Source organism: Streptomyces sp. GB4-14 (assembly GCF_022696125.1).
Classification (GTDB): domain Bacteria; phylum Actinomycetota; class Actinomycetes; order Streptomycetales; family Streptomycetaceae; genus Streptomyces; species Streptomyces werraensis.
Genome location: NZ_RZHO01000002.1, coordinates 3,196,572 through 3,222,416, shown reverse-complemented (window position 1 = coordinate 3,222,416; position 25,845 = coordinate 3,196,572). Strand labels below are relative to the sequence as shown.

The 25,845-nt window shown below is 69.1% G+C and carries 25 protein-coding genes and 1 tRNA gene; 16 read left to right on the top strand and 10 right to left on the bottom strand.

Features of this window, described 5'->3' with window-relative positions; all coding sequences use genetic code 11:
- Positions 1 to 5 precede the first annotated feature (5 nt).
- The 4 genes from sigM (at position 6) to trxA (ending at position 3,181) form a co-directional block, all read left to right on the top strand.
- The gene (sigM, locus tag ELQ39_RS16050) at positions 6 to 731 is read left to right on the top strand and encodes an RNA polymerase sigma factor SigM (protein WP_242592407.1); all 726 of its coding nucleotides are present in this window, start codon (positions 6 to 8) and stop codon (positions 729 to 731) included.
- Positions 728 to 1,645, top strand: a complete 918-nt coding sequence (locus ELQ39_RS16045; RefSeq protein WP_242592406.1) for an anti-sigma factor family protein — start codon at positions 728 to 730, stop codon at positions 1,643 to 1,645. The genes sigM and ELQ39_RS16045 overlap by 4 nt, the downstream gene beginning before the upstream one ends.
- A gap of 196 nt (positions 1,646 to 1,841) precedes the next feature.
- A complete protein-coding gene (gene trxB / locus ELQ39_RS16040) occupies positions 1,842 to 2,810 on the top strand; it encodes a thioredoxin-disulfide reductase (RefSeq protein WP_190004404.1) in 969 nt (322 codons plus the stop codon).
- A 38-nt stretch (positions 2,811 to 2,848) separates the two neighbouring features.
- Positions 2,849 to 3,181, top strand: a complete 333-nt coding sequence (gene trxA / locus ELQ39_RS16035; protein ID WP_003991504.1) for a thioredoxin — start codon at positions 2,849 to 2,851, stop codon at positions 3,179 to 3,181.
- Positions 3,182 to 3,270: 89 nt separating this feature from the next.
- On the opposite strand, the gene ELQ39_RS16030 is transcribed toward trxA, so the two are convergent.
- From ELQ39_RS16030 to rpmH, 9 genes are all read right to left on the bottom strand, one after another.
- Positions 3,271 to 3,888: a GNAT family N-acetyltransferase gene (locus ELQ39_RS16030; protein ID WP_225626653.1), complete on the bottom strand. Its 618-nt coding sequence runs from the start codon at positions 3,886 to 3,888 to the stop codon at positions 3,271 to 3,273.
- Between the two features lie 318 nt (positions 3,889 to 4,206).
- Positions 4,207 to 5,307, bottom strand: coding sequence for a ParB/RepB/Spo0J family partition protein (locus tag ELQ39_RS16025; RefSeq protein WP_242592404.1), 1,101 nt, complete (start codon positions 5,305 to 5,307; stop codon positions 4,207 to 4,209).
- On the bottom strand, positions 5,304 to 6,380 hold the full coding sequence (locus ELQ39_RS16020; protein ID WP_163080899.1) for an AAA family ATPase: 1,077 nt from the start codon (positions 6,378 to 6,380) through the stop codon (positions 5,304 to 5,306). The genes ELQ39_RS16025 and ELQ39_RS16020 overlap by 4 nt, the downstream gene beginning before the upstream one ends.
- A 368-nt stretch (positions 6,381 to 6,748) precedes the next feature.
- Positions 6,749 to 7,468, bottom strand: coding sequence for a 16S rRNA (guanine(527)-N(7))-methyltransferase RsmG (gene rsmG, locus ELQ39_RS16015; protein ID WP_190004401.1), 720 nt, complete (start codon positions 7,466 to 7,468; stop codon positions 6,749 to 6,751).
- Positions 7,469 to 7,589: 121 nt separating this feature from the next.
- Positions 7,590 to 8,102 (bottom strand): Jag family protein, encoded by a 513-nt coding sequence (locus tag ELQ39_RS16010; protein WP_190004400.1) that lies wholly within the window; start codon positions 8,100 to 8,102, stop codon positions 7,590 to 7,592.
- 15 nt (positions 8,103 to 8,117) lie between these two features.
- On the bottom strand, positions 8,118 to 9,389 hold the full coding sequence (gene yidC / locus ELQ39_RS16005) for a membrane protein insertase YidC (protein ID WP_190004399.1): 1,272 nt from the start codon (positions 9,387 to 9,389) through the stop codon (positions 8,118 to 8,120).
- Positions 9,390 to 9,392: 3 nt separating this feature from the next.
- Positions 9,393 to 9,767: a membrane protein insertion efficiency factor YidD gene (yidD, locus tag ELQ39_RS16000; RefSeq protein WP_078504598.1), complete on the bottom strand. Its 375-nt coding sequence runs from the start codon at positions 9,765 to 9,767 to the stop codon at positions 9,393 to 9,395.
- Positions 9,764 to 10,135: a ribonuclease P protein component gene (gene rnpA, locus ELQ39_RS15995; RefSeq protein WP_190004398.1), complete on the bottom strand. Its 372-nt coding sequence runs from the start codon at positions 10,133 to 10,135 to the stop codon at positions 9,764 to 9,766. The genes yidD and rnpA overlap by 4 nt, the downstream gene beginning before the upstream one ends.
- Positions 10,136 to 10,156: 21 nt before the next feature.
- Positions 10,157 to 10,294 (bottom strand): 50S ribosomal protein L34, encoded by a 138-nt coding sequence (gene rpmH, locus ELQ39_RS15990; RefSeq protein ID WP_003956500.1) that lies wholly within the window; start codon positions 10,292 to 10,294, stop codon positions 10,157 to 10,159.
- 117 nt (positions 10,295 to 10,411) lie between these two features.
- Here rpmH and dnaA point away from each other — a divergent pair, with 117 nt between their 5' ends.
- The 11 genes from dnaA to ELQ39_RS15935 all read left to right on the top strand — a co-directional run bounded on the left by dnaA (position 10,412) and on the right by ELQ39_RS15935 (position 24,584).
- Positions 10,412 to 12,661 carry a chromosomal replication initiator protein DnaA gene (gene dnaA / locus ELQ39_RS15985; protein ID WP_399704155.1) on the top strand — a complete coding sequence of 750 codons (2,250 nt, stop codon included), beginning with the start codon at positions 10,412 to 10,414 and terminating at the stop codon, positions 12,659 to 12,661.
- A gap of 941 nt (positions 12,662 to 13,602) precedes the next feature.
- Entirely contained in the window at positions 13,603 to 14,733 is a 1,131-nt protein-coding gene (gene dnaN / locus ELQ39_RS15980) for a DNA polymerase III subunit beta (protein WP_163090108.1), read from the top strand.
- A gap of 143 nt (positions 14,734 to 14,876) precedes the next feature.
- Positions 14,877 to 15,752, top strand: coding sequence for a phosphogluconate dehydrogenase (NAD(+)-dependent, decarboxylating) (gene gnd / locus ELQ39_RS15975; RefSeq protein WP_225626657.1), 876 nt, complete (start codon positions 14,877 to 14,879; stop codon positions 15,750 to 15,752).
- A gap of 87 nt (positions 15,753 to 15,839) precedes the next feature.
- The gene (gene recF, locus ELQ39_RS15970; RefSeq protein ID WP_242592400.1) at positions 15,840 to 16,961 is read left to right on the top strand and encodes a DNA replication/repair protein RecF; all 1,122 of its coding nucleotides are present in this window, start codon (positions 15,840 to 15,842) and stop codon (positions 16,959 to 16,961) included.
- Positions 16,958 to 17,500 (top strand): DUF721 domain-containing protein, encoded by a 543-nt coding sequence (locus ELQ39_RS15965; RefSeq protein ID WP_242592398.1) that lies wholly within the window; start codon positions 16,958 to 16,960, stop codon positions 17,498 to 17,500. The genes recF and ELQ39_RS15965 overlap by 4 nt, the downstream gene beginning before the upstream one ends.
- A gap of 434 nt (positions 17,501 to 17,934) precedes the next feature.
- Positions 17,935 to 19,995 carry a DNA topoisomerase (ATP-hydrolyzing) subunit B gene (gene gyrB / locus ELQ39_RS15960; RefSeq protein WP_225626659.1) on the top strand — a complete coding sequence of 687 codons (2,061 nt, stop codon included), beginning with the start codon at positions 17,935 to 17,937 and terminating at the stop codon, positions 19,993 to 19,995.
- Positions 19,996 to 20,037: 42 nt separating this feature from the next.
- Complete coding sequence (gyrA, locus tag ELQ39_RS15955) at positions 20,038 to 22,632, top strand: DNA gyrase subunit A (RefSeq protein ID WP_242592395.1); 2,595 nt, start codon at positions 20,038 to 20,040, stop codon at positions 22,630 to 22,632.
- Between the two features lie 18 nt (positions 22,633 to 22,650).
- A complete protein-coding gene (locus ELQ39_RS15950; protein ID WP_242592393.1) occupies positions 22,651 to 23,394 on the top strand; it encodes a DUF3566 domain-containing protein in 744 nt (247 codons plus the stop codon).
- Between the two features lie 122 nt (positions 23,395 to 23,516).
- Positions 23,517 to 23,590: transfer RNA gene (locus tag ELQ39_RS15945), tRNA-Ile, on the top strand.
- 78 nt (positions 23,591 to 23,668) lie between these two features.
- Entirely contained in the window at positions 23,669 to 24,127 is a 459-nt protein-coding gene (locus ELQ39_RS15940) for an ASCH domain-containing protein (protein ID WP_242592391.1), read from the top strand.
- Positions 24,128 to 24,206: 79 nt separating this feature from the next.
- The gene (locus tag ELQ39_RS15935; protein ID WP_242592390.1) at positions 24,207 to 24,584 is read left to right on the top strand and encodes a VOC family protein; all 378 of its coding nucleotides are present in this window, start codon (positions 24,207 to 24,209) and stop codon (positions 24,582 to 24,584) included.
- A gap of 239 nt (positions 24,585 to 24,823) precedes the next feature.
- Here ELQ39_RS15935 and ELQ39_RS15930 read toward each other — a convergent pair whose 3' ends face one another.
- Positions 24,824 to 25,243, bottom strand: a complete 420-nt coding sequence (locus ELQ39_RS15930) for a DUF6344 domain-containing protein (protein WP_242592389.1) — start codon at positions 25,241 to 25,243, stop codon at positions 24,824 to 24,826.
- A gap of 338 nt (positions 25,244 to 25,581) precedes the next feature.
- Between ELQ39_RS15930 and ELQ39_RS15925 the strand changes: the two genes are divergently transcribed.
- Complete coding sequence (locus ELQ39_RS15925) at positions 25,582 to 25,710, top strand: DLW-39 family protein (RefSeq protein ID WP_003999697.1); 129 nt, start codon at positions 25,582 to 25,584, stop codon at positions 25,708 to 25,710.
- Positions 25,711 to 25,845 lie beyond the last annotated feature (135 nt).

Sequence of the window (25,845 nt, the reverse complement as noted above, 5' to 3'; positions counted from 1 at the left end):
ACCCGATGGCGGACGGCGCCGCGTACGACGGAGTGAGCGACCAGGATCTGCTCACCCGGCACGTCGAGGGCGACACGGACGCCTTCGGCGAGATCGTGCGGCGGCACCGCGACCGCCTCTGGGCCGTGGCCCTCCGGACGCTGGGGGACCGCGAGGAAGCCGCTGACGCCGTCCAGGACGCCCTCGTCTCCGCATACCGGGCCGCCCACACCTTCCGCGGCCAGTCGGCCGTCACGACGTGGCTGCACCGCATCACGGTGAACGCCTGCCTGGACCGCGCCCGCAAGGCCGCCTCCCGGAAGACCGCGCCGGTCGACGACACCGAGCGTCTGGAGCAGTTGCTCGAGCCGCACGAGTCGGCCTCGGCTCCCGCGGAGCGCAACGATCTGCACCGGCAGCTGATCGAGGCGATGGGCACCCTCCCGCCCGACCAGCGGGCCGCGCTCGTCCTGGTGGACATGCAGGGCTACCCGGTCGCCGAGGCGGCCCGCATCCTCGACGTGCCCACCGGCACGGTCAAGAGCCGATGTGCCCGCGGCCGCGCGAAACTCCTGCCCCTGCTCACCCACCTGCGCCCGGGAGGCACTGGTGACGAGGAGCACAGAGGCGGGGGACGGAACCGGATAGGGGGGACATCCGTCCCACCCGCAGCGGGTCCGCGGCGACCGGACCCACCCGACACAGGATCGAACGACCCGGCTGCAGTGAAGGGCGGAGGTGGGCGAGCGTGACGTCGACGACCGACAAGGCGGAACACCCGGACGTCGCGGAGATCTCCGACCTCACCGAAGGTCTTCTCCCGGCGGACCGCAGGGACGACATCCGCAGGCATTTGGAACGGTGCGAACTCTGTGCCGACGTCCACGCCTCCCTGGAGGAGATCCGGGGACTGCTCGGCACGGTTCCGGGTCCGCCGCGGATGCCGGCGGACGTCGCAGGACGCATCGACGCGGCGCTGGCCGCCGAGGCTCTCCTGCACGCCACGGCACCCGCGCCCCAAAGCGAGGACGAGAACACCGCCGCCGGAACAGCGACGGCCGCGAGCGAACCGCTCCATGTTTCACGTGAAACATCTGCACCCTCCTCCGACCGTCCCACCGGCCGCCCCCGCTCCTCGACCACAGGCCCGGGCCGCAAGCCGCGCTTGCGGGGCAGGAGCCGCCGAGCCGTCCTGGGGGCGGCGTTCGCCGTGGCCGCTCTCGGTCTCGGCTCCGTGGTGCTGTCGTCGCTGAACAGCGGCGGAGGCCCGGACGACGAGCAGCGGACGACGACCGCTGCGGACACCTTCTCCGAGGGAAAGCTGGAGAAGAAGGTCGACGATCTGCTCGCGCGCAGCCCCGAGCAGGACAAGGGAGCCCGCTCCCCCCACACCTTCGGCATGGAGTCGGACTCCTCCGGTGCGAACCCTCGGGTGCTGACAAAGCCCGAGGTCCCGGAGTGCGTCCAGGAGGGCATCGGCCGCAACGATGTCGCGCTGGCCACCGAGCAGGGTGTCTACCAGGGCAAGGCCGCCTTGCTGGTCGTGCTGCCCGACGCCTCGGACGCCACGCGCGTGACCGCCTACATCGTCGACGCGACCTGCGTGGAGAACACCTCTCCGCCCACCACCGCGAAGGTGCTGTTGCAGCACTCCTACGCGCGCTGACCGCGCATGCGTGGTCTTTGGCTCTGGGTGGTGTCCCGTACGGTGTGTGGCCCCGGCGTGCCCGCCGGAGCACCGTCCGCGCGTGCCCGGGCACGGCGGGAATGCGGGACCCTTAGGATCCGTTGGGTGGGGTGAGAGTTCCGAAAGAAGCTCCCACCGGTCGAACGACGCCAGACGAGAGACGAGGAATTCAGCCGTGAGCGACGTCCGTAACGTGATCATCATCGGCTCGGGGCCCGCCGGCTACACGGCGGCGCTCTACACCGCCCGTGCGTCGCTGAAGCCCCTCGTGTTCGAGGGCGCTGTCACCGCCGGCGGTGCGCTGATGAACACCACCGAGGTGGAGAACTTCCCCGGTTTCCAGGACGGCGTCATGGGTCCGGAGCTCATGGACAACATGCGGGCCCAGGCGGAGCGCTTCGGCGCCGAGCTCGTTCCCGACGACGTCGTGGCCGTCGACCTGACCGGTGAGATCAAGACCGTCACGGACACCGCCGGTACGGTCCACAAGGCCAAGGCCGTGATCGTGACGACCGGTTCGCAGCACCGCAAGCTCGGGCTGCCGAACGAGGACGCCCTCTCCGGCCGTGGCGTGTCGTGGTGCGCCACCTGTGACGGCTTCTTCTTCAAGGGCCAGGACATCGCCGTGATCGGCGGCGGTGACACCGCCATGGAGGAGGCGACCTTCCTGTCGCGCTTCGCCAACTCGGTGACGATCGTCCACCGCCGTGACACCCTGCGCGCCTCCAAGGCGATGCAGGAGCGTGCCTTCGCCGACCCGAAGATCTCGTTCGTCTGGGACAGCGAGGTCGCGGAGATCCTGGGCGACCAGAAGCTCTCGGGGCTGAAGCTGCGCAACGTCAAGACGGGTGAACTCTCCGACCTGGCGGTGACCGGCCTGTTCATCGCGATCGGTCACGACCCGAGGACCGAGCTCTTCAAGGGCCAGCTCGAGCTGGACGAGGAGGGCTACCTGAAGGTCGACGCTCCTTCGACGCGCACCAACGTCACGGGCGTCTTCGCGGCCGGTGACGTGGTGGACCACACCTACCGCCAGGCGATCACCGCGGCCGGTACCGGCTGCTCGGCGGCCCTCGACGCGGAGCGCTTCCTCGCGGCTCTCGCCGACGAGGACAAGGCCGAGCCCGAGAAGACCACTGTCTGACCCCCTCTCCCCACGCACCAACGATTAAGGAGCCCGCTGTGGCCGGCACCCTGAAGAACGTGACCGACGACTCCTTCGAGCAGGACGTCCTCAAGAGCGACAAGCCTGTCCTGGTGGACTTCTGGGCCGCCTGGTGCGGTCCGTGCCGTCAGATCGCTCCGTCCCTGGAGGCCATCGCCGCCGAGTACGGAGACAAGATCGAGGTCGTCAAGCTCAACATCGACGAGAACCCGGGCACGGCCGCCAAGTACGGCGTCATGTCCATCCCGACCCTGAACGTCTACCAGGGCGGCGAGGTCGCGAAGACCATCGTCGGTGCCAAGCCGAAGGCCGCGATTGTCCGCGACCTCGAGGACTTCATCGCCGAGTAAAGCGGTGAGCCGTCTCCACGGCGGTGCATGTTTCACGTGAAACACGAATGGGCCGACCCTCTTGGGTCGGCCCATTCGTGTGAGTGGGATCAAAGCGGCCGCAATGCCGGCTCCTTCTGCACGGCCCCCAGCAGCCGGTCGAGCGCCATCTCCACGTCTTCTTTCCATGAGAGTGTCGACCTCAGCTCCAGTCTCAGCCGGGGGTAGGCGTGGTGCTGGCGGACGGTTTTGAAGCCCACGGCGAGCAGATGGTCAGCAGGAAGTACACAGGCCGGCTCCTTCCATCGGGCGTCGCCGAAGGCTTCGATCGCCTTGAACCCCCGGCGCAGCAGATCTTTGGCCACCGTCTGCACCATCACGCGACCGAGTCCCTGTCCCTGGTAGTCAGGCAGGATGAACGCGGTTATCAGCTGAACCGCGTCGGGTGACACCGGGCTGGTGGGGAACGCCATGGAGCGCGGTACATAAGCCGGGGGCGCGTAGAGGACGTAGCCGACGGGGACCTCGTCCACATAGACGACGCGTCCGCAGGAGCCCCAGTCGAGCAGGACGGCCGAGATCCAGGATTCCTTCTCCAGCGCGGCGGTGCCCGCCTTTATCGCTGCTTCGCCGCTGACCGGGTCGAGTTCCCAGAAAACGCAGGACCGGCAGCGCTGGGGAAGGTCCGGAAGGTTGTCCAGCGTGAGCGGTACGAGCCGACGGCCCATGAAGGCTGTTCCTCGCTTCCTTCGCCCGCTGCCTCACGGGCCGCGATCAGAGCACTCCGTTCTCTGAGCAGGCTGCCGATGAAGCCACTGACGACGCCCACCCCCAGCCCCGCGCTCATCAGTCCGGTGCGGCTCGTCATTCGCATGGCCCCTGCCTAGCTCTCAGAGGTGTTGCCGGGTGGATGCGCCATATACGAACGCATCGTATCCATGAAGCGATTCCCCCGATACCGCCACAAGGCAAAGGGCGGACCGTGTTCCGGTAAGTACCGGTCACGGTCCGCCCCTGGCGGCTTTCAGGCCGAGCGTAGCGACCCCTCAGGAGTCGGTGTCCTCGGTGTCGTCCTCGTCCACGAGACTCTTCTGGAGCACCGGGCCCTCGCCCGGGGCGAGGGTGCCGAGGATGCGCTCCAGGTCCTCCATCGAGGCGAACTCGACGGTGATCTTGCCCTTCTTCTGGCCGAGGTCGACCTTCACTCGCGTCTCGAAGCGGTCCGAGAGCCGTGTCGCCAGTTCGGACAGGGCCGGGGACACCCGGGCGCCCGCGCGCGGGCCCTTGGACCGCTGGGCCTTCTGCGGTCGCGAGCCCATCAGGGTCACGATCTCTTCGACGGCACGCACCGAGAGGCCCTCGGCCACGATGCGGTGGGCCAGCCGGTCCTGCTCCTCGGAATCCTCGACGGAGAGCAGGGCTCGGGCGTGTCCGGCGGACAGTACTCCGGCAGCCACACGGCGCTGCACGGTCGGGGACAGCTTCAGCAGGCGCAGGGTGTTGGACACCTGCGGTCGGGACCGGCCGATGCGGTCGGCCAACTGGTCGTGCGTGCAGTTGAAGTCCTTGAGCAGCTGGTCGTAGGCGGCGGCCTCTTCCAGCGGGTTCAGCTGAGCACGGTGCAGGTTCTCCAGCAGCGCGTCCAGGAGAAGCTTCTCGTCGTCCGTAGCACGCACGATGGCCGGGATGGCCTCGAGGCCGGCCTCACGGCAGGCACGCCACCGGCGCTCACCCATGATGAGTTCGTAGCGGCCGCCGCCCACCTGCCGCACGACGACGGGCTGAAGCAGACCGACCTCCTTGATGGAGGTGATCAGCTCGGCCAGGGCGTCCTCGTCGAAGACCTCACGGGGCTGCCGCGGGTTCGGCGTGATGGCGTCGAGGGGGATCTCGGCGAAGTGAGCACCCATCGGCGTGGTCGGCACCGAAGGGCTCGCCGCTGCTGTGTCTCCTGTTTCACGTGAAACAGAAGTCAGGGTGGCCACCTTCGCGGCCGCCACTCCGCGCTCGTTCGGCAGTACCGGAACCGCTGCGGGCGACGGGGAGGCCGTCCCGCCCAATGCGGCGGGCGGCACCGTCTTCTCTGTCGGGGCAGCGGGGATCAGTGCTCCGAGCCCACGACCCAGCCCCCTCCGTCGCTCACTCACTGCACGCCCTCCACCATGTTCGGATCAGTCTGCTGTGCGCCGATGTGCGCTTGCGACGCGTCGTACCGGACGCCGACGCCCCTCAGCGCGATTTCGCGTGCCGCCTCGAAGTACGAGAGAGCACCGCTCGATCCAGGATCGTAAGTCAGCACCGTCTGTCCGTAGCTCGGTGCCTCGGAGATACGGACGGAGCGAGGGATGCTGGTGCGCAGAACTTCGTCCCCGAAGTGGGTGCGCACCTCCTCGGCCACCTGGGAGGCGAGCCGCGTCCGGCCGTCGTACATGGTGAGCAGAATCGTCGAGACGTGCAGGGCGGGGTTGAGATGGCCCCGCACCAGGTCGACGTTCCGCAGCAGCTGCCCGAGGCCCTCCAGCGCGTAGTACTCGCACTGGATCGGGATGAGCACCTCCTGGCCGGCCACCAGGGCGTTGACCGTGAGAAGGCCGAGCGACGGCGGGCAGTCGATGAGGATGTAGTCCAGCGGCTGCTCGTAGGCCTGGATGGCCCGCTGCAGTCGGCTCTCCCGTGCCACCAGCGACACCAGCTCGATCTCCGCACCGGCGAGATCGATGGTGGCGGGGGCGCAGAAGAGGCCCTCGACATCGGGGACGGGCTGGACGACGTCCGCCAGGGGCTTGCTCTCCACCAGTACGTCGTAGATGGAGGGCACCTCGGCATGGTGGTCGATCCCCAGGGCGGTGGACGCATTGCCCTGCGGGTCGAGGTCGATCACCAGGACGCGGGCACCGTGCAGAGCGAGCGAGGCGGCCAGGTTGACGGTGGTCGTCGTTTTCCCGACGCCGCCCTTCTGATTGGCGACCACGATGACGCGGGTCTGCTCGGGTCGCGGCAGCCCCTCACCGGCACGGCCCAGAGCCTCCACCGCCAGTTGGGCAGCGCGACCGATGGGAGTGTCGTCCATCGGAGGCGGTGTTTCACGTGAAACATCCGCCCCCATCGATTCGGTACGGGGACCGGGGACCGGATCGGTCATCGGTCCCGCGATGTTGGCGTCGGACCGCAAGGATTCACTCTCCTCGACTTCAGGCTCGCAATGAACAGAGCCTCCCATGCCTTCGGGGTCGCGAACCAGTGAGGCCTGACGTTCTGTGGAGAAATCCACCTCTGTGGACATCTCCGTGCCCCGTGAGGGGGGAGGTGACTCGCGTGGAGCGGAGTTCTCGCCGAGGGAGCCCAGAGGCTTTCGTTCACGAGGTTCGGCCGCAGCGCGGCCCCGACTGATGATGCCGTGCAGCAGTGAGCGACGTTTCACGTGAAACACGATGCACAGCCACGGAGGCGGCGCTGCCGCGACACTCCGGCATGTGTGGCTGAGGCAGCTTGTGTGGAGTACGCCCGGCCCCGAGGACCGGGCGCGTCGTCCCGACGTCTGTCTCCGTCGTACGGGACCCCTCGATCTCCACGGCGAGGGACATGCGGCTATCCGCGTCGGCGCCGGGCTCGCCCGGTGCGGGCGGCCTTGGCTCGCTTGGCGGCGAAGCGCACACCGCCGGGGCTCTCCCCGACCTCGACCCGCACCACCGTGGACATGGGATGCACGACGCCCTCGCCCACGTGCACGATCGACGTGGTGACGGCGCCGAGCTTGGTCAGGGCGGTGGCGGCGCTCTTCAGCTCCTCCTCCGCGGTGTCGCCCTTGAGCGCGAGCATCTCCCCGTACGGCCGCAGCAGGGGGATGCCCCAGGTGGCCAGACGGTCGAGCGGCGCCACGGCGCGGGCGGTGACCACGTGTACCGGAGGCAGCTTGCCCATGACCTCCTCGGCGCGTCCCCGCACCACGGTCACATGATCCAGTCCGAGCAGTTCCACGACCTCGGTCAGGAAGTTGGTACGGCGGAGCAGGGGCTCCAGCAGAGTGATCTTCAGGTCCTCCCGGACCAGCGCCAGCGGGATGCCCGGCAGACCGGCCCCCGAGCCGACGTCGCACACGGTGACGCCCTCGGGCACCACCTCCGAGAGCACGGCGCAGTTCAGCAGATGCCGCTCCCACAGGCGGGGCACTTCGCGCGGTCCGATCAGACCGCGCTGCACGCCCGCCTCGGCGAGCAGCTCGGCGTAGCGGACCGCGTCCGCGAAGCGTTCACCGAACACCTCACGGGCCTGCTCGGGCGCGGGGGGAAGCTCCGCTGCCTCCGTCACGGGGGACCGTCCTTCCGTACCGTGCCGGCGCGGGGCGCCGACACCAGAACCAGAACTACCAGGCTGACAAAGAGCGGCCCCGCCTGCACAACAGACGGGGCCGGTGGAACGGTGGAGCCGATCAGGCGGGAAGCACGACGACAAAGCGCTGCGGCTCTTCGCCCTCGGACTCGCTGCGCTGGCCGGCCGCCTTGACCGCGTCGTGCACGACCTTCCGCTCGAACGGGGTCATCGGGTCGAGCCGCACGGGCTGTCCGCTGCTCTTCGCCTCGGCCGCGGCCTTGGCGCCGAGGTCGGCGAGTTCGGTGCGCTTGCGGGCGCGGTAGCCGGCGATGTCGAGCATCAGGCGGCTGCGGTCGCCGGTCTCCCGGTGGACCGCGAGACGCGTGAGCTCCTGGAGAGCCTCCAGCACCTCGCCGTCACGGCCCACGAGCTTCTGCAGATCGCGGCTGCCCGTGTCACTGATGATCGAGACAGAGGCGCGGTCGGCCTCGACGTCCATGTCGATGTCGCCGTCGAGATCGGCGATGTCGAGCAGACCCTCCAGGTAGTCCGCCGCGATCTCGCCCTCCTGCTCGAGGCGGGTCAGGGTGTCTGCGCCCTCGGCAGCGGCCGCGGTGGTGCCTTCCGTCACGGGATGGACTCCTTCTTACTTCTTCGACGGGGACTTGGGCCGCTGCGGGCCCTTGCGCTGTCCGGACTGGGCCCTGCTGCGCGTGGAGCCGTTGCCGGCAGGCTTGGCGTTGCCCTTGCTGCCGCTCGGCTTGGTGTCCTGCGGGTCGTCGGCCTTGGTCAGCGAGGTGGGCTCACCCGCCGGCTTGGCCGCGCCGGACTGGTGGCGCTTGGACTTGGGCTGCCGCTTGGGCTGCTGCCGCTTCGGGGCGACGGTGGCGGTCGTCGTACCACCCTCGGCCTGGGCGGCGGCGCTGCTCTCGCTCTTGATCACGGTGCCGTCGGTCTGGGCGGCGAGACCCGCCTTGTTCAGCCCGTTGATGAACTTGCGCTCGTACTCGTTGCGGTCGCGGCCCTTCGCGACGATCGCCTTGACGATGGCGCGCTCCCGGCGGTTGCGGGTCTTGCCGTGCTTGGCGACGTGCTTTGAGAGGCGCTCCAGGTAGGCGGCCTGAGCCTTGGAACCCGGGGTCGGGTTGTTGTGGATGACGTACATCTGCTGGCCCATGGTCCACACGTTGGTGGTCAGCCAGTACACGAGGACGCCGACGGGGAAGTTGATGCCGAAGACGGCGAAGATGACGGGGAAGACGTACATCAGCATCTTCTGCTGCTGCATGAACGGCGTCTTCACCGTGGTGTCGACGTTCTTCGTCATCAGCTGGCGCTGCGTGTAGAACTGCGACAGCGACATCAGGACGATCATGATCGCCGTGACGACGCGCACGTCGGTCAGCGACGAGTTGAGCGCCTCCACCTTCTCGGGGCTGTCCGTGAACTTGGCCGCGAGCGGGGCACCGAAGATGTGGGCCTTCTGGGCGCTCTCCAGCAGTCGCTCGTTGATCACGCCGATGGTGTCGTTCGAGGCGATGCTGTTGAGCACGTGGTAGAGGGCGAAGAAGAACGGCGACTGCGCCAGGATGGGAAGACACGAGGAGAGCGGGTTGGTGCCCGTCTCCTTGTAGAGCTTCATCATCTCTTCGGACTGGCGCTGCTTGTCGTTCTTGTAGCGCTCCTGGATCTTCTTCATCTCCGGCTGGAGCGTCTGCATGGCACGCGTCGCCTTGATCTGCTTCACGAAGAGCGGGATCAGGCAGATGCGGATGAGAATCACCAAGGACACGATGGACAGGCCCCAGGCCCACCCTGTGTCAGGCCCGAAGAGGGAGCCGTACACGCTGTGGAACTGGACGATGACCCAGGAGACAGGTGTCGTGATGAAGCTGAAGAGGCTGGCAATCGTGTCCACTAATCATGCTCCTTGGGCATGGGACGGGGTCTCTGCGGCCGGGCCCGACGGACTCGTAGGACTTGTGGGAGAAGCCTGTCCCTCGGTGGCCGGTTCGGCGGCGGAGGTCCCGCCCTTGCGTGCGCGCCAGGCGTTACGCAGCATTTCGTGCCACCGCGGACGTTTACGCGGCGGAACATGGTCCACACCGCCGAGCGACCACGGATTGCACCGCAGGATGCGCCAGGCCGTGAGTGCTGTTCCCTTGACGGCACCGTGCCGGTCGATGGCCGTGTAGCCGTAGTGGGAGCACGACGGGTAGTACTTGCACACCGGGCCCAGCAGCGGACTGATCGTCCACTGGTAGAGCTTGATCAGTGCCAGCAGCGGGTACTTCATCGCGCGCCCCCTCCCAGCAGCCGCTGCAGGGCGGCGTCCAGGTCTCGGGCCAGCTGTGCGTGGTCGGCGTCGCCCGCGGGGGGCAGCGCTCGTACCACTACCAGGCTACCGGGGGGCAGCTGGTCGACTCGCTCGCGCATCAGATGGCGAAGCCTCCGCTTCACCTTGTTGCGCACCACCGCTCCGCCCACGGCCTTGCTCACGACGAAACCCGCACGCGCCGGGGGAGCGCTCTCCCCAGGCGCATGCGGGTCCGTTGCACCGCTACGAAGATGGACGACGAGGTGCTGGCGCCCGGCCCGGCGTCCTCGTCGTACCGCGGTCGCGAAGTCCTCGCGCCGCCTCAGCCGGTTCTCGGTGGGCAGCACGACGTCATGACCTGATCGGGATCAGGCGGACAGACGGGCGCGACCCTTGCTGCGGCGGGACGCGAGAATCGCGCGGCCGGCACGGGTGCGCATACGCAGCCGGAAGCCGTGGGTCTTGGCGCGACGACGGTTGTTCGGCTGGAAGGTGCGCTTGCTCACTCGGGGGCTCCAGAAAGAATCGGTGTTTGCGGGGTGCCGTCCTGGCTGTCACCGTGCGCCCACGAGTAGCTCGCGTTACGCCCGAGTGCACCGCTGACCGATCATCTTGCGCGATCTGTGCCCATCGGAGGCAGGCGGCAGCAGCCATCGACAACTCGACCTGGTTACGGTACGCGCGGCTGCGCCATTCGGTCAAACCGACGGGCGTCGGGAGACACTTGTCCACAGCCTGGGGACAACAACTTGAACCGTACCGGTCGCGCTGACTACCGTGACTGGACTCCGATTCGTTCCCTTGACCCTCCACCACCCGATTTACATCCCGACCCGTCCCCCGCATCACACGATCGAGGGACCTGTGAGAGAGCGTGCCCTGTGGCTGACGTACCTGCCGATCTTGCCGCAGTGTGGCCACGCGTACTGGAGCAACTGCTCGGCGAGGGCCGCGGACAAGGTGTCGAGAGCAAGGACGAACACTGGATCCGGCGCTGCCAGCCGCTGGCCCTGGTCGCCGACACCGCGCTGCTCGCCGTGCCCAACGAGTTCGCCAAGGGCGTGCTCGAGGGCCGTCTGGCCCCGGTCGTCAGCGAGAGCCTCAGCCGCGAGTGCGGCCGCCCGATCCGCATCGCCATCACGGTCGACGAGACCGCCGGCGAGCCGCCGGCCACGCCCGCTCCCCGTCCGCAGCCGCGCTACGAGGAGCCGGAGCTGCCCTCCGTGCACCCGGAGCGGCAGGACCACCGCGAGCGTCCGGACCACCGCGACCGCCAGGAGCGCGAGCCGTACCAGGACCGTGAGCCGTACGGCGGGTACGACCGCCGCCGCGGCGACCAGCAGCAGGGCCGGCCGGACGACCAGCTGCCCTCGGCGCGCCCCGCGTATCCGTCGGAGTACCAGCGACCCGAGCCCGGCTCCTGGCCGCGCCCCTCCCAGGACGACTACGGCTGGCAGCAGCAACGGCTCGGCTTCCCCGACCGCGACCCGTACGCCTCGCCGTCCCAGGACGCGTACGGCTCCTCGCAGCAGGACGCGTACGGATCGCAGGATCCGTACGGGACCAAGGACTCGTACGGCTCGGACTCGTACGGCGCTCCGTCCGCCCAGGACTACCGTCCCCAGCCTGTGGAGCGCCCGTCCTACGACCAGCGCTCCGAGTACGAGGCGTCCCGCGGCGACTACGACCAGCGCGACGACCGCCGCCGCGACCTGCCCGAGCCGCCGCCCGGCTCGGGGCACGTCCACCGGGGCGGCCCGGTCGGCCCGAACCTGCCGACGACCGGCGCGCCCGGCCCCCTGGCGGCGCAGCCGGCCCCGGCGACGGGTCCGGGCGAGCCGACCGCCCGGCTGAACCCGAAGTACCTCTTCGACACGTTCGTCATCGGCGCTTCCAACCGCTTCGCGCACGCGGCCGCGGTGGCCGTCGCGGAGGCGCCGGCGAAGGCGTACAACCCGCTGTTCATCTACGGGGAGTCGGGCCTCGGCAAGACGCATCTGCTGCACGCCATCGGGCACTACGCGCGGAGCCTCTACCCGGGGACGCGTGTGCGGTACGTGAGCTCCGAGGAGTTCACCAACGAGTTCATCAACTCCATCCGCGACGGCAAGGGCGACAGCTTCCGCAAGCGCTACCGCGAGATGGACATCCTGCTCGTCGACGACATCCAGTTCCTGGCGGACAAGGAGTCGACGCAGGAGGAGTTCTTCCACACGTTCAACACGCTCCACAACGCCAACAAGCAGATCGTGCTGTCCTCCGACCGGCCGCCCAAGCAGCTGGTGACGCTGGAGGACCGGCTGCGGAACCGTTTCGAGTGGGGCCTGATCACCGACGTCCAGCCGCCGGAGCTGGAGACGCGCATCGCGATCCTGCGCAAGAAGGCGGTGCAGGAGCAGCTCAACGCCCCGCCGGAGGTGCTGGAGTTCATCGCCTCCCGGATCTCGCGCAACATCCGCGAACTGGAGGGCGCGCTGATCCGGGTGACGGCCTTCGCGTCGCTCAACCGGCAGCCGGTGGACCTGGGGCTCACGGAGATCGTCCTCAAGGACCTGATGCCCGGGGGCGACGACTCGGCCCCCGAGATCACCTCGACGGCCATCATGAGCGCGACCGCCGACTACTTCGGGCTCACCGTCGAGGACCTGTGCGGCACCTCGCGCGGCCGTGCGCTGGTGACCGCCCGGCAGATCGCCATGTACCTGTGCCGTGAGCTGACGGATCTGTCGCTGCCGAAGATCGGCGCGCTGTTCGGCGGGCGCGACCACACGACGGTGATGCACGCCGACCGGAAGATCCGCAATCTGATGGCCGAGCGGCGGTCCATCTACAACCAGGTCACCGAGCTGACCAACCGCATCAAGGCCGGCTGACGGCCGCACGCACGCCTGAGGGCGCCCCTGGAGAGATCCGGGAGCGCCCTTCTTGGTTTCCGGATGCCCTCCCCACGGCCTCCGGATGCTCTCCCATGACCTCCGGGTGCCTGACCCACGCATCCCGGAGGCGCGATCCACGACGCCGGTTCCAGCGCGCTGTTCGATTTCCGCCGCCGGTTACGGCCTTCCTCCACAGATTCGGCGACTTTTTCCCGTCCACACGCTGGGGACCGGAAAGTTGTCCCGACACCGTCCACAGCCTCCCCTGGTGAGAAGCTGTCTGCGCAGGTCACCTGCCTGTGGATCCGTGGACGAACGATCTCCACAGACTGTGGACGACGCGATGATCCACAGCCTGTGCATCAAGTTGTCCACGGGCTTCCCACAGGCTGCGGGCGGTTGTCCCCAGTGATCGGGCGCTTCTCCACATGACTGTCCACTGTTCGGCAACGCGACGCGCCTGCTCACCGCCCCGAGTGAAAGCCGTCACATCGAGCTGCCGAAGGGGGCTGTGGGAAAGGAGCTCAAACCTGGGGACGCGTCTGGGGAGAACTCGGCCTCCCCTGTGCACGGGATGTGCAGAACTTTCCGTTCTCCACAGTGAGGCCCGGTTGTCCACCGCCCCCGCCCACAGGTCCCGTGGACAAAAAACCGGCGCTGAGCTGCACAAACGCGGTTATCCACGGTATCCACAGGCCCTACTACTACTCCCGACCATAGAGAGCGAGGAATTCGTTCCGAAGAGGGTCCTGTGCACAACTCGCTGTCTCGGCCCCGCCTGCCACTCGTCACGACTTGACCCCGACGGGCACCTACTGTCAGTGCGGTGCGTCAGACTGGACCCCGGTGTCCTTCCCCTCGGAGGGGCCGACGACACCGAGTCAGACGACTAAGCCAGGCAGGGCGAGAAGCGCCGGCAACAGCAGGAGGCGGCAACAGTGAAGATCCGGGTGGAACGCGACGTACTCGCGGAGGCAGTGGCCTGGGCGGCTCGCAGCCTCCCGGCCCGTCCGCCGGCGCCTGTCCTCGCCGGCCTGCTGCTCAAGGCCGACGACGGCCAGCTGAGCCTGTCCAGCTTCGACTACGAGGTCTCCGCCCGCGTGTCGGTGGAGGCCGAGGTCGAGGAGGAGGGCACGGTCCTGGTCTCCGGCCGCCTGCTCGCCGACATCTCCCGCGCCCTGCCCAACCGTCCGGTGGAGATCTCCACGGACGGTGTACGGGCGACGGTGGTCTGCGGCTCCTCGCGGTTCACGCTCCACACACTGCCTGTGGAGGAGTACCCGGCCCTGCCGCAGATGCCGAACGCCACGGGCACGGTCCCCGGCGAGGTCTTCGCCTCCGCCGTGCAGCAGGTCGCCATCGCGGCCGGCCGCGACGACACCCTGCCCGTCCTCACCGGTGTGCGCATCGAGATCGAGGGCGACACGGTGACGCTGGCCTCCACCGACCGCTACCGCTTCGCGGTCCGCGAGTTCCTGTGGAAGCCGGAGAACCCGGAGGCCTCCGCGGTCGCCCTGGTGCCCGCCAAGACCCTGCTGGACACGGCCAAGGCGCTGACCAGCGGCGACCAGGTGATCCTGGCGCTGTCCGGCTCCGGCGCCGGTGAGGGCCTGATCGGCTTCGAGGGCGCGGGCCGCCGCACCACCACGCGTCTGCTGGAGGGCGACCTCCCGAAGTACCGCACGCTGTTCCCGACGGAGTTCAACAGCGTCGCCGTCATCGAGACCGCCCCCTTCGTGGAGGCCGTGAAGCGCGTGGCCCTGGTCGCCGAGCGCAACACCCCGGTGCGGCTGAGCTTCGAGCAGGGCGTGCTGATCCTGGAGGCCGGTTCCAGCGACGACGCACAGGCTGTGGAAAGGGTCGACGCGCAGCTCGAGGGCGACGACATCTCCATCGCCTTCAACCCGACGTTCCTGCTGGACGGCCTGAGCGCCATCGACTCCCCGGTGGCCCAGCTGTCGTTCACCACGTCCACCAAGCCGGCGCTGCTCAGCGGCCGCCCGGCGATGGACGCGGAGGCGGACGAGGCCTACAAGTACCTGATCATGCCGGTGCGGCTCAGCGGCTGATCCGCTGCCCGCGGCGAACCCGCAGGTGGGGACGGGCGTGTGAGCGCGTATGCCCACAGATGTGCGCGAGCGTCCGGGTTTAGGCTCGGACGCCGGTACGCAAGTGCCGTCACGTCCCGTCGCAACCTTAAGGAACACATCTGATGGAGCTCGGTCTCGTCGGTCTCGGCAAGATGGGCGGCAACATGCGCGAGCGGCTGCGCCGCGCAGGCCACACCGTCTTCGGCTACGACCGCAACCCGGACCTCGCCGACGTCCACAGCCTGCGGGAGCTTGTGGGCAAGCTCAGCGGTCCCCGTGTGGTGTGGGTGATGGTGCCGGCCGGTGAGCCGACCCAGTCCACCGTCGACGAGCTGGCCGAGCTGCTGGAGCCCGGCGACGTCGTGGTGGACGGCGGCAACTCCCGCTGGACCGACGACGAGAAGCACGCCGCGGAGCTGGCGGCCAAGGGCATCGGCTTCGTCGACTGCGGCGTCTCCGGCGGCGTCTGGGGCCTGGAGAACGGCTACGCGCTGATGTACGGCGGCTCCAAGGAGGACGTCGCCAAGGTGCAGCCGATATTCGACGCCCTCAAGCCGGAGGGCGACTTCGGCTCGGTGCACGCGGGCAAGGTCGGCGCCGGCCACTTCGCGAAGATGGTCCACAACGGCATCGAGTACGCCATGATGCAGGCCTACGCCGAGGGCTGGGAGCTGCTGGAGAAGGTCGACTCGGTGACCGACGTCCGGGAGGTGTTCCGCTCCTGGCAGGAGGGCACCGTCATCCGCTCCTGGCTGCTCGACCTGGCCGTCAACGCCCTCGACGAGGACGAGCACCTCGACGGGCTCCGGGGTTATGCACAGGACTCCGGTGAGGGACGCTGGACTGTGGAGGCCGCCATCGACAACGCGGTCCCGCTGCCGGCGATCACCGCCTCGCTGTTCGCGCGGTTCGCCTCGCGCCAGGAGGACTCGCCGCAGATGAAGATGATCGCGGCGCTGCGGAACCAGTTCGGCGGCCACGCGGTCGAGAAGAAGTAGTCCACAGGGACGTCACCTGTCCGCAGGACCGATGTCCACAGGACCGCACGGCGGTCCACAACGCCGGAGGAGGTCGGCGGAACGCCCATGCACGTCACGCATCTGTCACTGGCCGACTTCCGCTCCTACCCCCGGGTCGAGGTCCCGCTCGACCCGGGGGTGACGGCCTTCGTCGGCCCCAACGGGCAGGGCAAGACGAACCTCGTCGAGGCGGTCGGCTACCTCGCCACCCTCGGCAGCCACCGGGTGTCCTCGGACGCGCCGCTGGTGCGCATGGGAGCCGACCGCGCGATCGTCCGTGCCCAGGTCCGGCAGGGCGACCGGCAGCAGCTGGTCGAGCTGGAGCTCAACCCGGGCCGTGCCAACCGCGCCCGCATCAACCGGTCCTCGCAGGTCAGGCCGCGTGACGTGCTGGGCATCGTGCGGACGGTGCTGTTCGCCCCCGAGGACCTGGCGCTGGTCAAGGGCGATCCGGGCGAGCGCCGGCGCTTCCTGGACGAGCTGATCACGGCGCGCTCCCCGCGCATGGCGGGTGTGCGCTCCGACTACGACCGGGTGCTCAAGCAGCGCAACACGCTGCTGAAGTCGGCGGCGCTGGCCCGCAGGCACGGCGGCCGCACCCTGGACCTGTCCACGCTCGACGTGTGGGACCAGCATCTCGCCCGCGCGGGCGCGGAGTTGCTCGCGCAGCGCCTGGACCTGCTGGCCGCGCTGCAGCCGCTGGCCGACAAGGCGTACGAGCAGCTGGCGCCCGGCGGCGGCCCGGTGGCGCTGGAGTACAAGCCGTCGGCGCCGGGTGAGGCGCACACCCGTGAGGATCTCTTCGAGCAGCTGATCGCCGCCCTGGCGGAGGTCCGCAAGCAGGAGATCGAGCGCGGCGTCACGCTGGTCGGTCCGCACCGTGACGACCTGCTGCTCAAGCTGGGTCAGATGCCCGCCAAGGGCTACGCGTCGCACGGCGAGTCGTGGTCGTACGCGCTGGCGCTGCGTCTGGCCTCGTACGACCTGCTGCGGGCCGAGGGCAACGAGCCGGTGCTGGTGCTCGACGACGTCTTCGCCGAGCTGGACACGCGCCGCAGGGAGCGGCTGGCGGAGCTGGTGGCCCCCGGTGAGCAGGTGCTGGTGACGGCCGCCGTCGACGACGATGTGCCGCACGTGCTGGCGGGCGCGCGGTTCGCCGTGGCCGAGGGGACGGTGGAGCGCGCGTGAGCGGGGAGCGGCCGCCCGCCGACGGCGCCGGCAAGGACCCCGAGCCGTCGGGCGTCGACCTGGCGCGCGTGGCGCTGCGCGCGGCCCGGGAGGCGGCACGCGCGCGGGGGGACGCGGCGCAGCAGAAACAGCAGGCGCGGCGCGGGGGCCTGCGCTCCGGCGCGCGTACCGACCGGCGCGATCCGATGGCCCTGGGCGCGGCGATCAACCGGCTGCTCACCGAGCGCGGCTGGGAGGCCCCGGCGGCGGTCGGCGGGGTGATGGGGCGCTGGCCGGAGATCGTCGGTGAGGACGTCGCCAAGCACTGCGAGCCGGAGCGCTACGACGAGGACGAGCGCGTGCTGGTGGTGCGCTGCGACTCCACGGCCTGGGCGACCAATCTGCGGCTGCTGGCGCCGACGCTCGTGGCCCGTCTCAACGACGACCTCGGGCACGGCACCGTGCGGCTGATCAAGGTGGTCGGACCGACCGGTCCGGCCCGCCGCTACGGCCCGCTGCGCGCCCCGGGAAGCACCGGTCCGGGCGACACGTACGGGTGATCCGGGGGCTTTTTCCGCCCCACCGCGGATACGTGAGAGACATCACATCAGGGCGTCCCAGCACCGCGTTCGCGGGCCGGATGCCCGCTTCGTCGTGCCACCGGACGCGGATGCGAATCGCCACCTGACTCCTAAGTAGCCAAGGGTTGACGGCCGGAAGCGCTGAGTGCCCTCGTGGGGCCTCTGGAGCCCCCATCCGCATATCGGGAGTCGGGCGAGGCCGTTTCCGGGCGGCACATGCGGACTCAGGTGCCCGCAAACCCCCATCGATGTCAGCGCTACCGGTAGACTGGAAGACAATCCCGCCCCGATCGTGGGGACCGCCCGGGAAGACGCTGAGCAACGCTGATCAAGGCTTACCAACGCAACATGCCGCAGCCGCTCCGGCAACCTGCCGACGAGCCCGGCTCGTGCTGTGCCAGAAAGGGCGCTTCGTGGCCGATTCCGGCAACCCCAACGAGAACATCCCGTCCACCGACACCGCCGCCGGCGACGCGGCGAGCTCCTCGACCGGAGACGCCGCCACGTCGTACGACGCGAGTGCCATCACCGTCCTCGAGGGCCTGGACGCGGTCCGTAAGCGACCCGGCATGTACATCGGGTCGACGGGCGAGCGGGGCTTGCACCACCTGGTGCAGGAGGTCGTCGACAACTCGGTCGACGAGGCGCTGGCCGGCTACGCGGACACCATCGACGTGACGATCCTGGCCGACGGCGGCGTGCGCGTCGTCGACAACGGCCGTGGCATCCCCGTGGGCATCGTCCCCTCCGAGGGCAAGCCCGCCGTCGAGGTCGTCCTCACCGTGCTGCACGCGGGCGGCAAGTTCGGCGGCGGCGGTTACGCGGTCTCCGGCGGTCTGCACGGCGTGGGCGTGTCCGTGGTCAACGCGCTGTCGACGCGCGTCGCCGTCGAGGTGAAGACCGACGGCTACCGCTGGACGCAGGACTACAAGCTGGGCGTCCCCACCGCGCCCCTGCAGCGGCACGAGGCGACGGAGGAGACCGGCACGTCGGTCACCTTCTGGGCCGACGGCGACATCTTCGAGACCACGGACTACTCGTTCGAGACGCTCTCCCGGCGCTTCCAGGAGATGGCGTTCCTGAACAAGGGCCTGCGGATCAACCTCACCGACGAGCGCGAGTCGGCGAAGGCGACCGCCGGTGCGGACGAGGCGGGCGAGGACGAGAAGCACGAGGTCAAGACCGTCTCGTACCACTACGAGGGCGGCATCGTCGACTTCGTGAAGTACCTCAACTCCCGCAAGGGCGAGGTGATTCACCCCACCGTCATCGACCTCGAGGCGGAGGACAAGGAGCGGCACCTGTCGCTCGAGGTCGCCATGCAGTGGAACGGCGGCTACACGGAGGGCGTGTACTCGTTCGCCAACATCATCCACACCCACGAGGGCGGTACGCACGAGGAGGGTTTCCGTGCGGCGCTGACCTCGCTGATCAACAAGTACGCGCGCGACAAGAAGCTGCTCCGCGAGAAGGACGACAACCTCACCGGTGACGACATCCGCGAGGGCCTGACCGCGATCATCTCGGTGAAGCTGAGCGAGCCGCAGTTCGAGGGCCAGACCAAGACCAAGCTGGGCAACACCGAGGTGAAGACCTTCGTGCAGAAGGTCGTCTACGAGCACCTCGCCGACTGGCTGGACCGCAACCCGAACGAGGCGGCGGACATCGTCCGCAAGGGCATCGCGGCGGCCACCGCGCGCGTGGCGGCCCGCAAGGCGCGCGACCTGACGCGCCGCAAGGGCCTGCTGGAGACGGCGTCGCTGCCGGGCAAGCTGTCCGACTGCCAGTCGAACGACCCGACCAAGTGTGAGATCTTCATCGTCGAGGGTGACTCCGCCGGCGGCTCGGCCAAGTCCGGCCGTAACCCCGAGTACCAGGCGATCCTCCCGATCCGGGGAAAGATCCTCAACGTCGAGAAGGCGCGCATCGACCGGATCCTGCAGAACCAGGAGATCCAGGCGATGATCTCCGCGTTCGGCACCGGCGTGCACGAGGACTTCGACATCGAGAAGCTCCGCTATCACAAGATCATCCTGATGGCGGACGCCGACGTCGACGGCCAGCACATCAACACCCTGCTGCTGACCTTCCTGTTCCGCTTCATGCGGCCCCTGGTCGAGGCCGGGCACGTGTACCTCTCGCGCCCCCCGCTGTACAAGATCAAGTGGGGCAAGGACGACTTCGAGTACGCGTACTCCGACCGCGAGCGCGATGCCCTGATCGAGATGGGCCGCAACGCCGGCAAGCGCATCCGCGAGGACTCCGTCCAGCGGTTCAAGGGTCTCGGCGAGATGAACGCCGAGGAGCTGCGCATCACGACCATGGACCAGGAGCACCGCGTCCTCGGCCAGGTCACCCTCGACGACGCCGCCCAGGCCGACGACCTGTTCTCGGTCCTCATGGGCGAGGACGTCGAGGCCCGCCGCGCGTTCATCCAGCGCAACGCCAAGGACGTCCGCTTCCTCGACATCTGAGTCGGTCTCAGCTGACCGCACCAGGAAGGACCTTCACCAGCAATGACCGACGAGAACACTCCCGTGACGGCGCCCGAGGACGACGCCCTGGCCATGCGCGTCGAGCCCGTCGGGCTCGAGACGGAGATGCAGCGCTCGTACCTCGACTACGCGATGTCCGTCATCGTCTCGCGTGCGCTGCCCGACGTCCGTGACGGCCTCAAGCCCGTCCACCGCCGTGTGCTGTACGCCATGTACGACGGCGGCTACCGCCCCGAGCGCGGCTTCTACAAGTGCGCCCGCGTCGTCGGCGACGTCATGGGCAACTACCACCCGCACGGCGACTCCTCCATCTACGACGCGCTCGTGCGCCTCGCCCAGCCCTGGTCGATGCGCATGCCGCTCGTCGACTCCAACGGCAACTTCGGCTCCCCGGGCAACGACCCGGCCGCGGCCATGCGGTACACCGAGTGCAAGATGGCGCCGCTGTCGATGGAGATGGTCCGCGACATCGACGAGGAGACCGTCGACTTCACGGACAACTACGACGGCCGCTCCCAGGAGCCGACCGTCCTGCCGGCCCGTTTCCCGAACCTGCTGATCAACGGCTCGGCCGGTATCGCGGTCGGCATGGCGACCAACATCCCGCCGCACAACCTGCGCGAGGTCGCCGCCGGCGCCCAGTGGTACCTGGAGAACCCCGAGGCCTCCCACGAGGAGCTGCTGGACGCGCTCATCGAGCGCATCAAGGGCCCGGACTTCCCGACCGGCGCGCTCGTCGTCGGCCGCCGGGGCATCGAGGAGGCGTACCGCACCGGCCGCGGCTCCATCACGATGCGCGCGGTCGTCGAGGTCGAGGAGATCCAGAACCGCCAGTGCCTGGTGGTCACCGAGCTGCCCTACCAGGTCAACCCGGACAACCTCGCGCAGAAGATCGCCGACCTGGTGAAGGACGGCAAGATCGGCGGCATCGCCGACGTGCGCGACGAGACGTCCTCGCGGACCGGCCAGCGCCTGGTCATCGTGCTGAAGCGGGACGCGGTCGCCAAGGTCGTGCTGAACAACCTGTACAAGCACACCGACCTGCAGACCAACTTCGGCGCCAACATGCTGGCCCTGGTCGACGGCGTGCCGCGCACGCTGTCGCTGGACGCGTTCATCCGCCACTGGGTGACGCACCAGATCGAGGTCATCGTCCGCCGTACGCGCTTCCGGCTGCGCAAGGCCGAGGAGCGGGCGCACATCCTGCGCGGTCTGCTGAAGGCCCTGGACGCCATCGACGAGGTCATCGCGCTGATCCGGCGCAGCGACACCGTGGAGGTCGCGCGCGGCGGCCTGATGGACCTCCTGGAGATCGACGAGATCCAGGCCAACGCCATCCTCGAGATGCAGCTGCGCCGGCTGGCCGCCCTGGAGCGCCAGAAGATCGTCCAGGAGCACGACGAACTCCAGGCGAAGATCAACGAGTACAACGAGATCCTGGCCTCCCCGGTCCGCCAGCGCGGCATCGTCAGCCAGGAGCTGGCGGCGATCGTCGAGAAGTACGGCGACGACCGCAAGACGAAGCTGATCCCCTACGAGGGCGACATGTCCATCGAGGACCTGATCGCCGAGGAGGACATCGTCGTCACGGTCACACGGGGCGGCTACATCAAGCGCACCAAGACCGACGACTACCGGGCGCAGAAGCGCGGCGGCAAGGGGGTGCGCGGGGCGAAGCTCAAGGAAGACGACATCGTCAACCACTTCTTCGTCTCCACGACGCACCACTGGCTGCTGTTCTTCACCAACAAGGGCCGCGTGTACCGGGTGAAGGCGTACGAGCTTCCCGACGCGGGCCGCGACGCGCGCGGGCAGCACGTGGCGAACCTGCTGGCCTTCCAGCCGGACGAGACCATCGCCCAGATCCGTGCCATCCGCGACTACGAGGTGACTCCCTACCTGGTCCTGGCCACCAAGGCCGGCCTGGTGAAGAAGACCCCGCTGAAGGACTACGACTCCCCGAGGTCCGGCGGTGTCATCGCGATCAACCTGCGTGAGCGCGAGGACGGAACCGACGACGAACTGATCGGCGCCGAACTGGTCTCGGCCGAGGACGATCTGCTGTTGATCAGCAAGAAGGCCCAGTCGATCAGGTTCACGGCGACGGACGACGCGCTGCGGCCCATGGGCCGTGCCACCTCGGGCGTCAAGGGCATGAGTTTCCGTGAAGGGGACGAGCTGCTCTCGATGAATGTTGTTCGACCCGGTACGTTCGTGTTCACTGCCACAGACGGCGGGTACGCGAAGCGGACCGCTGTCGACGAGTACCGCGTCCAGGGCCGCGGCGGCCTCGGCATCAAGGCCGCCAAGATCGTCGAGGACCGCGGGTCCCTCGTCGGCGCGCTGGTGGTCGAGGAGACCGACGAGATTCTCGCCATCACGCTGTCGGGTGGTGTGATTCGCACGCGAGTCAACGAGATCAGGGAAACCGGCCGTGACACCATGGGCGTCCAACTGATCAACCTGAGCAAGCGCGATGCCGTGGTCGGCATCGCCCGTAACGCCGAAGCGGGACGCGAGGCGGAGGAAGTCGACGGCGACGTGGTCGTGGACGAGTCCGCCGACGGGGACGCGACCACCGGTACGGACCAGGGCGAGGCGCCCTCGTCCGAGTAGCACGAGGAGTGAGTCAGCGTGAGCGGAGCCACGGGCGCCGGACCGGCCGGTACCAGTACGGGAACGGACGGCGGCGGCCGTGGCTCCGCCGCGCGGGCGACAGATCCGCACACGACCAATCTCAAAGCGATCAAGGCGCCGGTCCCCGACGCCTCCTCGTCCACCAGGCAGGGATCCCAGGGGGGAACCGTGACGGACACCCGAGGCCCGCAGGCCGCACCCGGTCAGGGTGCTGCCGCTGAGGCGGCCTCACCGCTGCCGGGGGAACGGCAGCCGCAGCAGCAGGCGGGCCCGTACCACCCGCCGCAGGCCTACCCGGCCCAGGCCGGCGCCGCCGCCGGCCGCACCGGCGCGGTGCGCCGCCCCCGCACGGGCGCCAGCACCACCCCGCGCGTGCGCAAGGCGCGCCTGCGCGTGGCGAAGGCCGACCCGTGGTCGGTGATGAAGGTCAGCTTCCTGCTGTCGATCGCGCTCGGCATCTGCACGATCGTCGCGGCCGCGGTGCTGTGGATGGTCATGGACGCCATGGGCGTCTTCTCGACCGTCGGCGGCACGATCTCCGAGGCGACCGGCTCGGAGGGCTCGAACGGCTTCGACCTGCAGTCGTTCCTGTCACTGCCGAACGTCCTGATGTTCACCACGGTCATCGCCGTCATCGACGTCGTCCTGGCGACGGCGCTGGCGACCCTGGGCGCGTTCATCTACAACCTCTCGGCCGGTTTCGTGGGCGGCGTCGAGCTGACCCTGGCCGAGGACGAGTGACCAGCTCACCGGGCGCGCCAGGGCCGCGCTGACCGCCCGCGGGGAACCGATTTTGGGACTGCCCCGGTCGTGCGCTAATCTTCAGGAGTCAGCGCGCGGGACACACCCCCGCACAGCGCGGCGGGGCTATAGCTCAGTTGGTTAGAGCGCATCCCTGATAAGGATGAGGCCACAGGTTCAAATCCTGTTAGCCCCACAGCACGGCAAAACCCCCGGTCCACTCGGACCGGGGGTTTTGCCGTGCGGGGCCGGCATCAGCCGGTACGGTCGCCGGATGACATCCGATCCCACGTCGCTCGCCGCGGACGTCGCGGCGCTGCCCACGGCGGAGTTCGCCTTCCCCGGGCCGCTGCGCGACCGGCTGGTCGCGGCGATCCTCGACGGCTCCAAGACCGCCACGACCGGACTCGTCGCCGAGTACGAGCGGGAGGGGGCGCCCCTGCCGAAGGCGGGGGACCGTTCGGTGCTCGTCGACTCGGAGGGCCGGCCGGTCGCGGTCCTGGAGGTGACCGGGGTGCGTGTGGTCCCGTTGGCGCAGGTGGATCCCGCTCACGCGGTGGACGAGGGGGAGGGATACGCCGGCGTGGCGGAGTGGCGCGCGGGTCACGAGCGGTTCTGGGGCAGCGCGGAGATGCGTGCGGCGCTGGACGACCCGGACTTCGCCGTGGACGACACGACGCCGGTCGTTCTGGAGCGCTTCCGCGTCGTCGCCGACCTGCGCGGCGCCGGCTGAGCCGCGACACCCCCTCGCGTGGCGCGGGACCGGGCGGTACGGTCGCGGGCTTGTGCTTCCGATGGGAAGGTGGGGCCTCATGGCGAGTCGGATCAGTGAACTGGTGCTGGAGTGCCGTGACCCGGAGCTGCTCGCGCGGTTCTGGTGCGAGGTGCTCGACTTCGTGGAGCTGGACCGTGACGGGGAGGACATCGAGATCGGCCCGCGCCAGGGGTTCGGCGGGGCGCAGCCGACGCTCGTCCTCAGCAAGCAGGAGCGGCCGCAGCCGGACAGGACACGGCTGCACATCGACGTGAACGCCACCGACCGGGACCAGGACGCCGAGCTGGAGCGTCTGCTGGCGCTCGGGGCGCGGCCGGCCGACGTGGGACAGACCGGCGAGGAGTCGTGGCATGTGCTCGCCGACCCCGAGGGCAACGTGTTCTGCCTGCTGAGAAGGCGTCTCGACCCGCTCTGAGGGCCTGTCGGAGGCCCTGAGGTGCTGGAAGTTCCACGGGAGCCTCACAGAGGCTCACGCCGCCGTGTGCGGGCGCGGAGTCCGGACATGACCCGGACCCCGGTCGGAGGGCGACCGGGGTCTTCGTTCTCTCTGCTCGTGACGTGCCGTTGTGCTGTACGCAAGTTCGCCAGGACTCCGGTGAAGCAGCGACGGCACGAGGAGGGTCGGGTCTGGAAGGGCAGCGGGGCGCTGCGGCCTCAGCGCTGCAGGGGGATCCGGGCGGAGGCGGGTGCGGGCAGGGTGGTCGCCGTGTCCGGGGAGCAGTGCGCGGGGACCAGTTCGGACTCGGGGCGTTCGGAGGAACCGTCCTGTTCCGCTTCGGCGTCCGTGTCCGTCTCCGAGAGGGGCCGGTGCCGGCAGCCGGGGGACTTGCCGTGCGCCTCGGCGTGGATGCGCTGCTTCATCGTGGGGGGCAGTGCCCTGATCAGCGACCAGGACCACAGGGAGACCGTCGGCGCGGCCGCCTCGGTCTTCGGAGCGCTGTCGCTGTTGCGCGTCTTCTGGGTCTGGGGTACGGCCGCCGCTGCGGCCGTGGTGACGAGACCGAGCGCCGTGCACAGCGCGAGGAAGGCGGTGACAACGGCGTTCCACAGCTGCATGACCTTGTTCCTGGCCATGGCCCCTCACTTTCGGGTTGGGCGATTTGCGTACTTTCCTCATGATGTGTATGAGGGCCTTGAAGTGGTGGACCGACGCCCGTGCCGCGTGGATGTTCAGATGAACACCACTCGGATGGGTGCATGAAGGAAGAAAATCCCTGGTTGCGGGAGGAAACGGAACGAAAACACCGAGCGTGCGGGTGTGATCACCCTCCGATCGGACCGTCCGCGTCGCATCGATCCGGTTGTCCACGGCGGCAGTTGGAGGCGGCGACGCAGGTCACCGATCGGTATCGACCGGTGTGTATAGTCGGGCGCCAGAGGTCCCCTACGTCAAGGAAAGACGAGGTCGCGCGGTGAAGAAGCTTCTCCTGGTCGCACTGGCCGCCATCGGCGGGCTCCTCGTGTACCGCCAGATCCAGGCGGATCGCGCCGAGCAGGATCTGTGGACGGAGGCGACTGACTCCGTGCCCACGGGTTCGTGAGTACCGACATACGACGCTGAACAGACCCCGGCCGCCCGCGCGGTCGGGGTTTTGTGTGGCCGGGACCTTGTGGGCGGGCCGCGCCCCCGGTGCAGGATGGGCGGCGGCAGGCAGCGGTACCCGGCGGCGACGAGG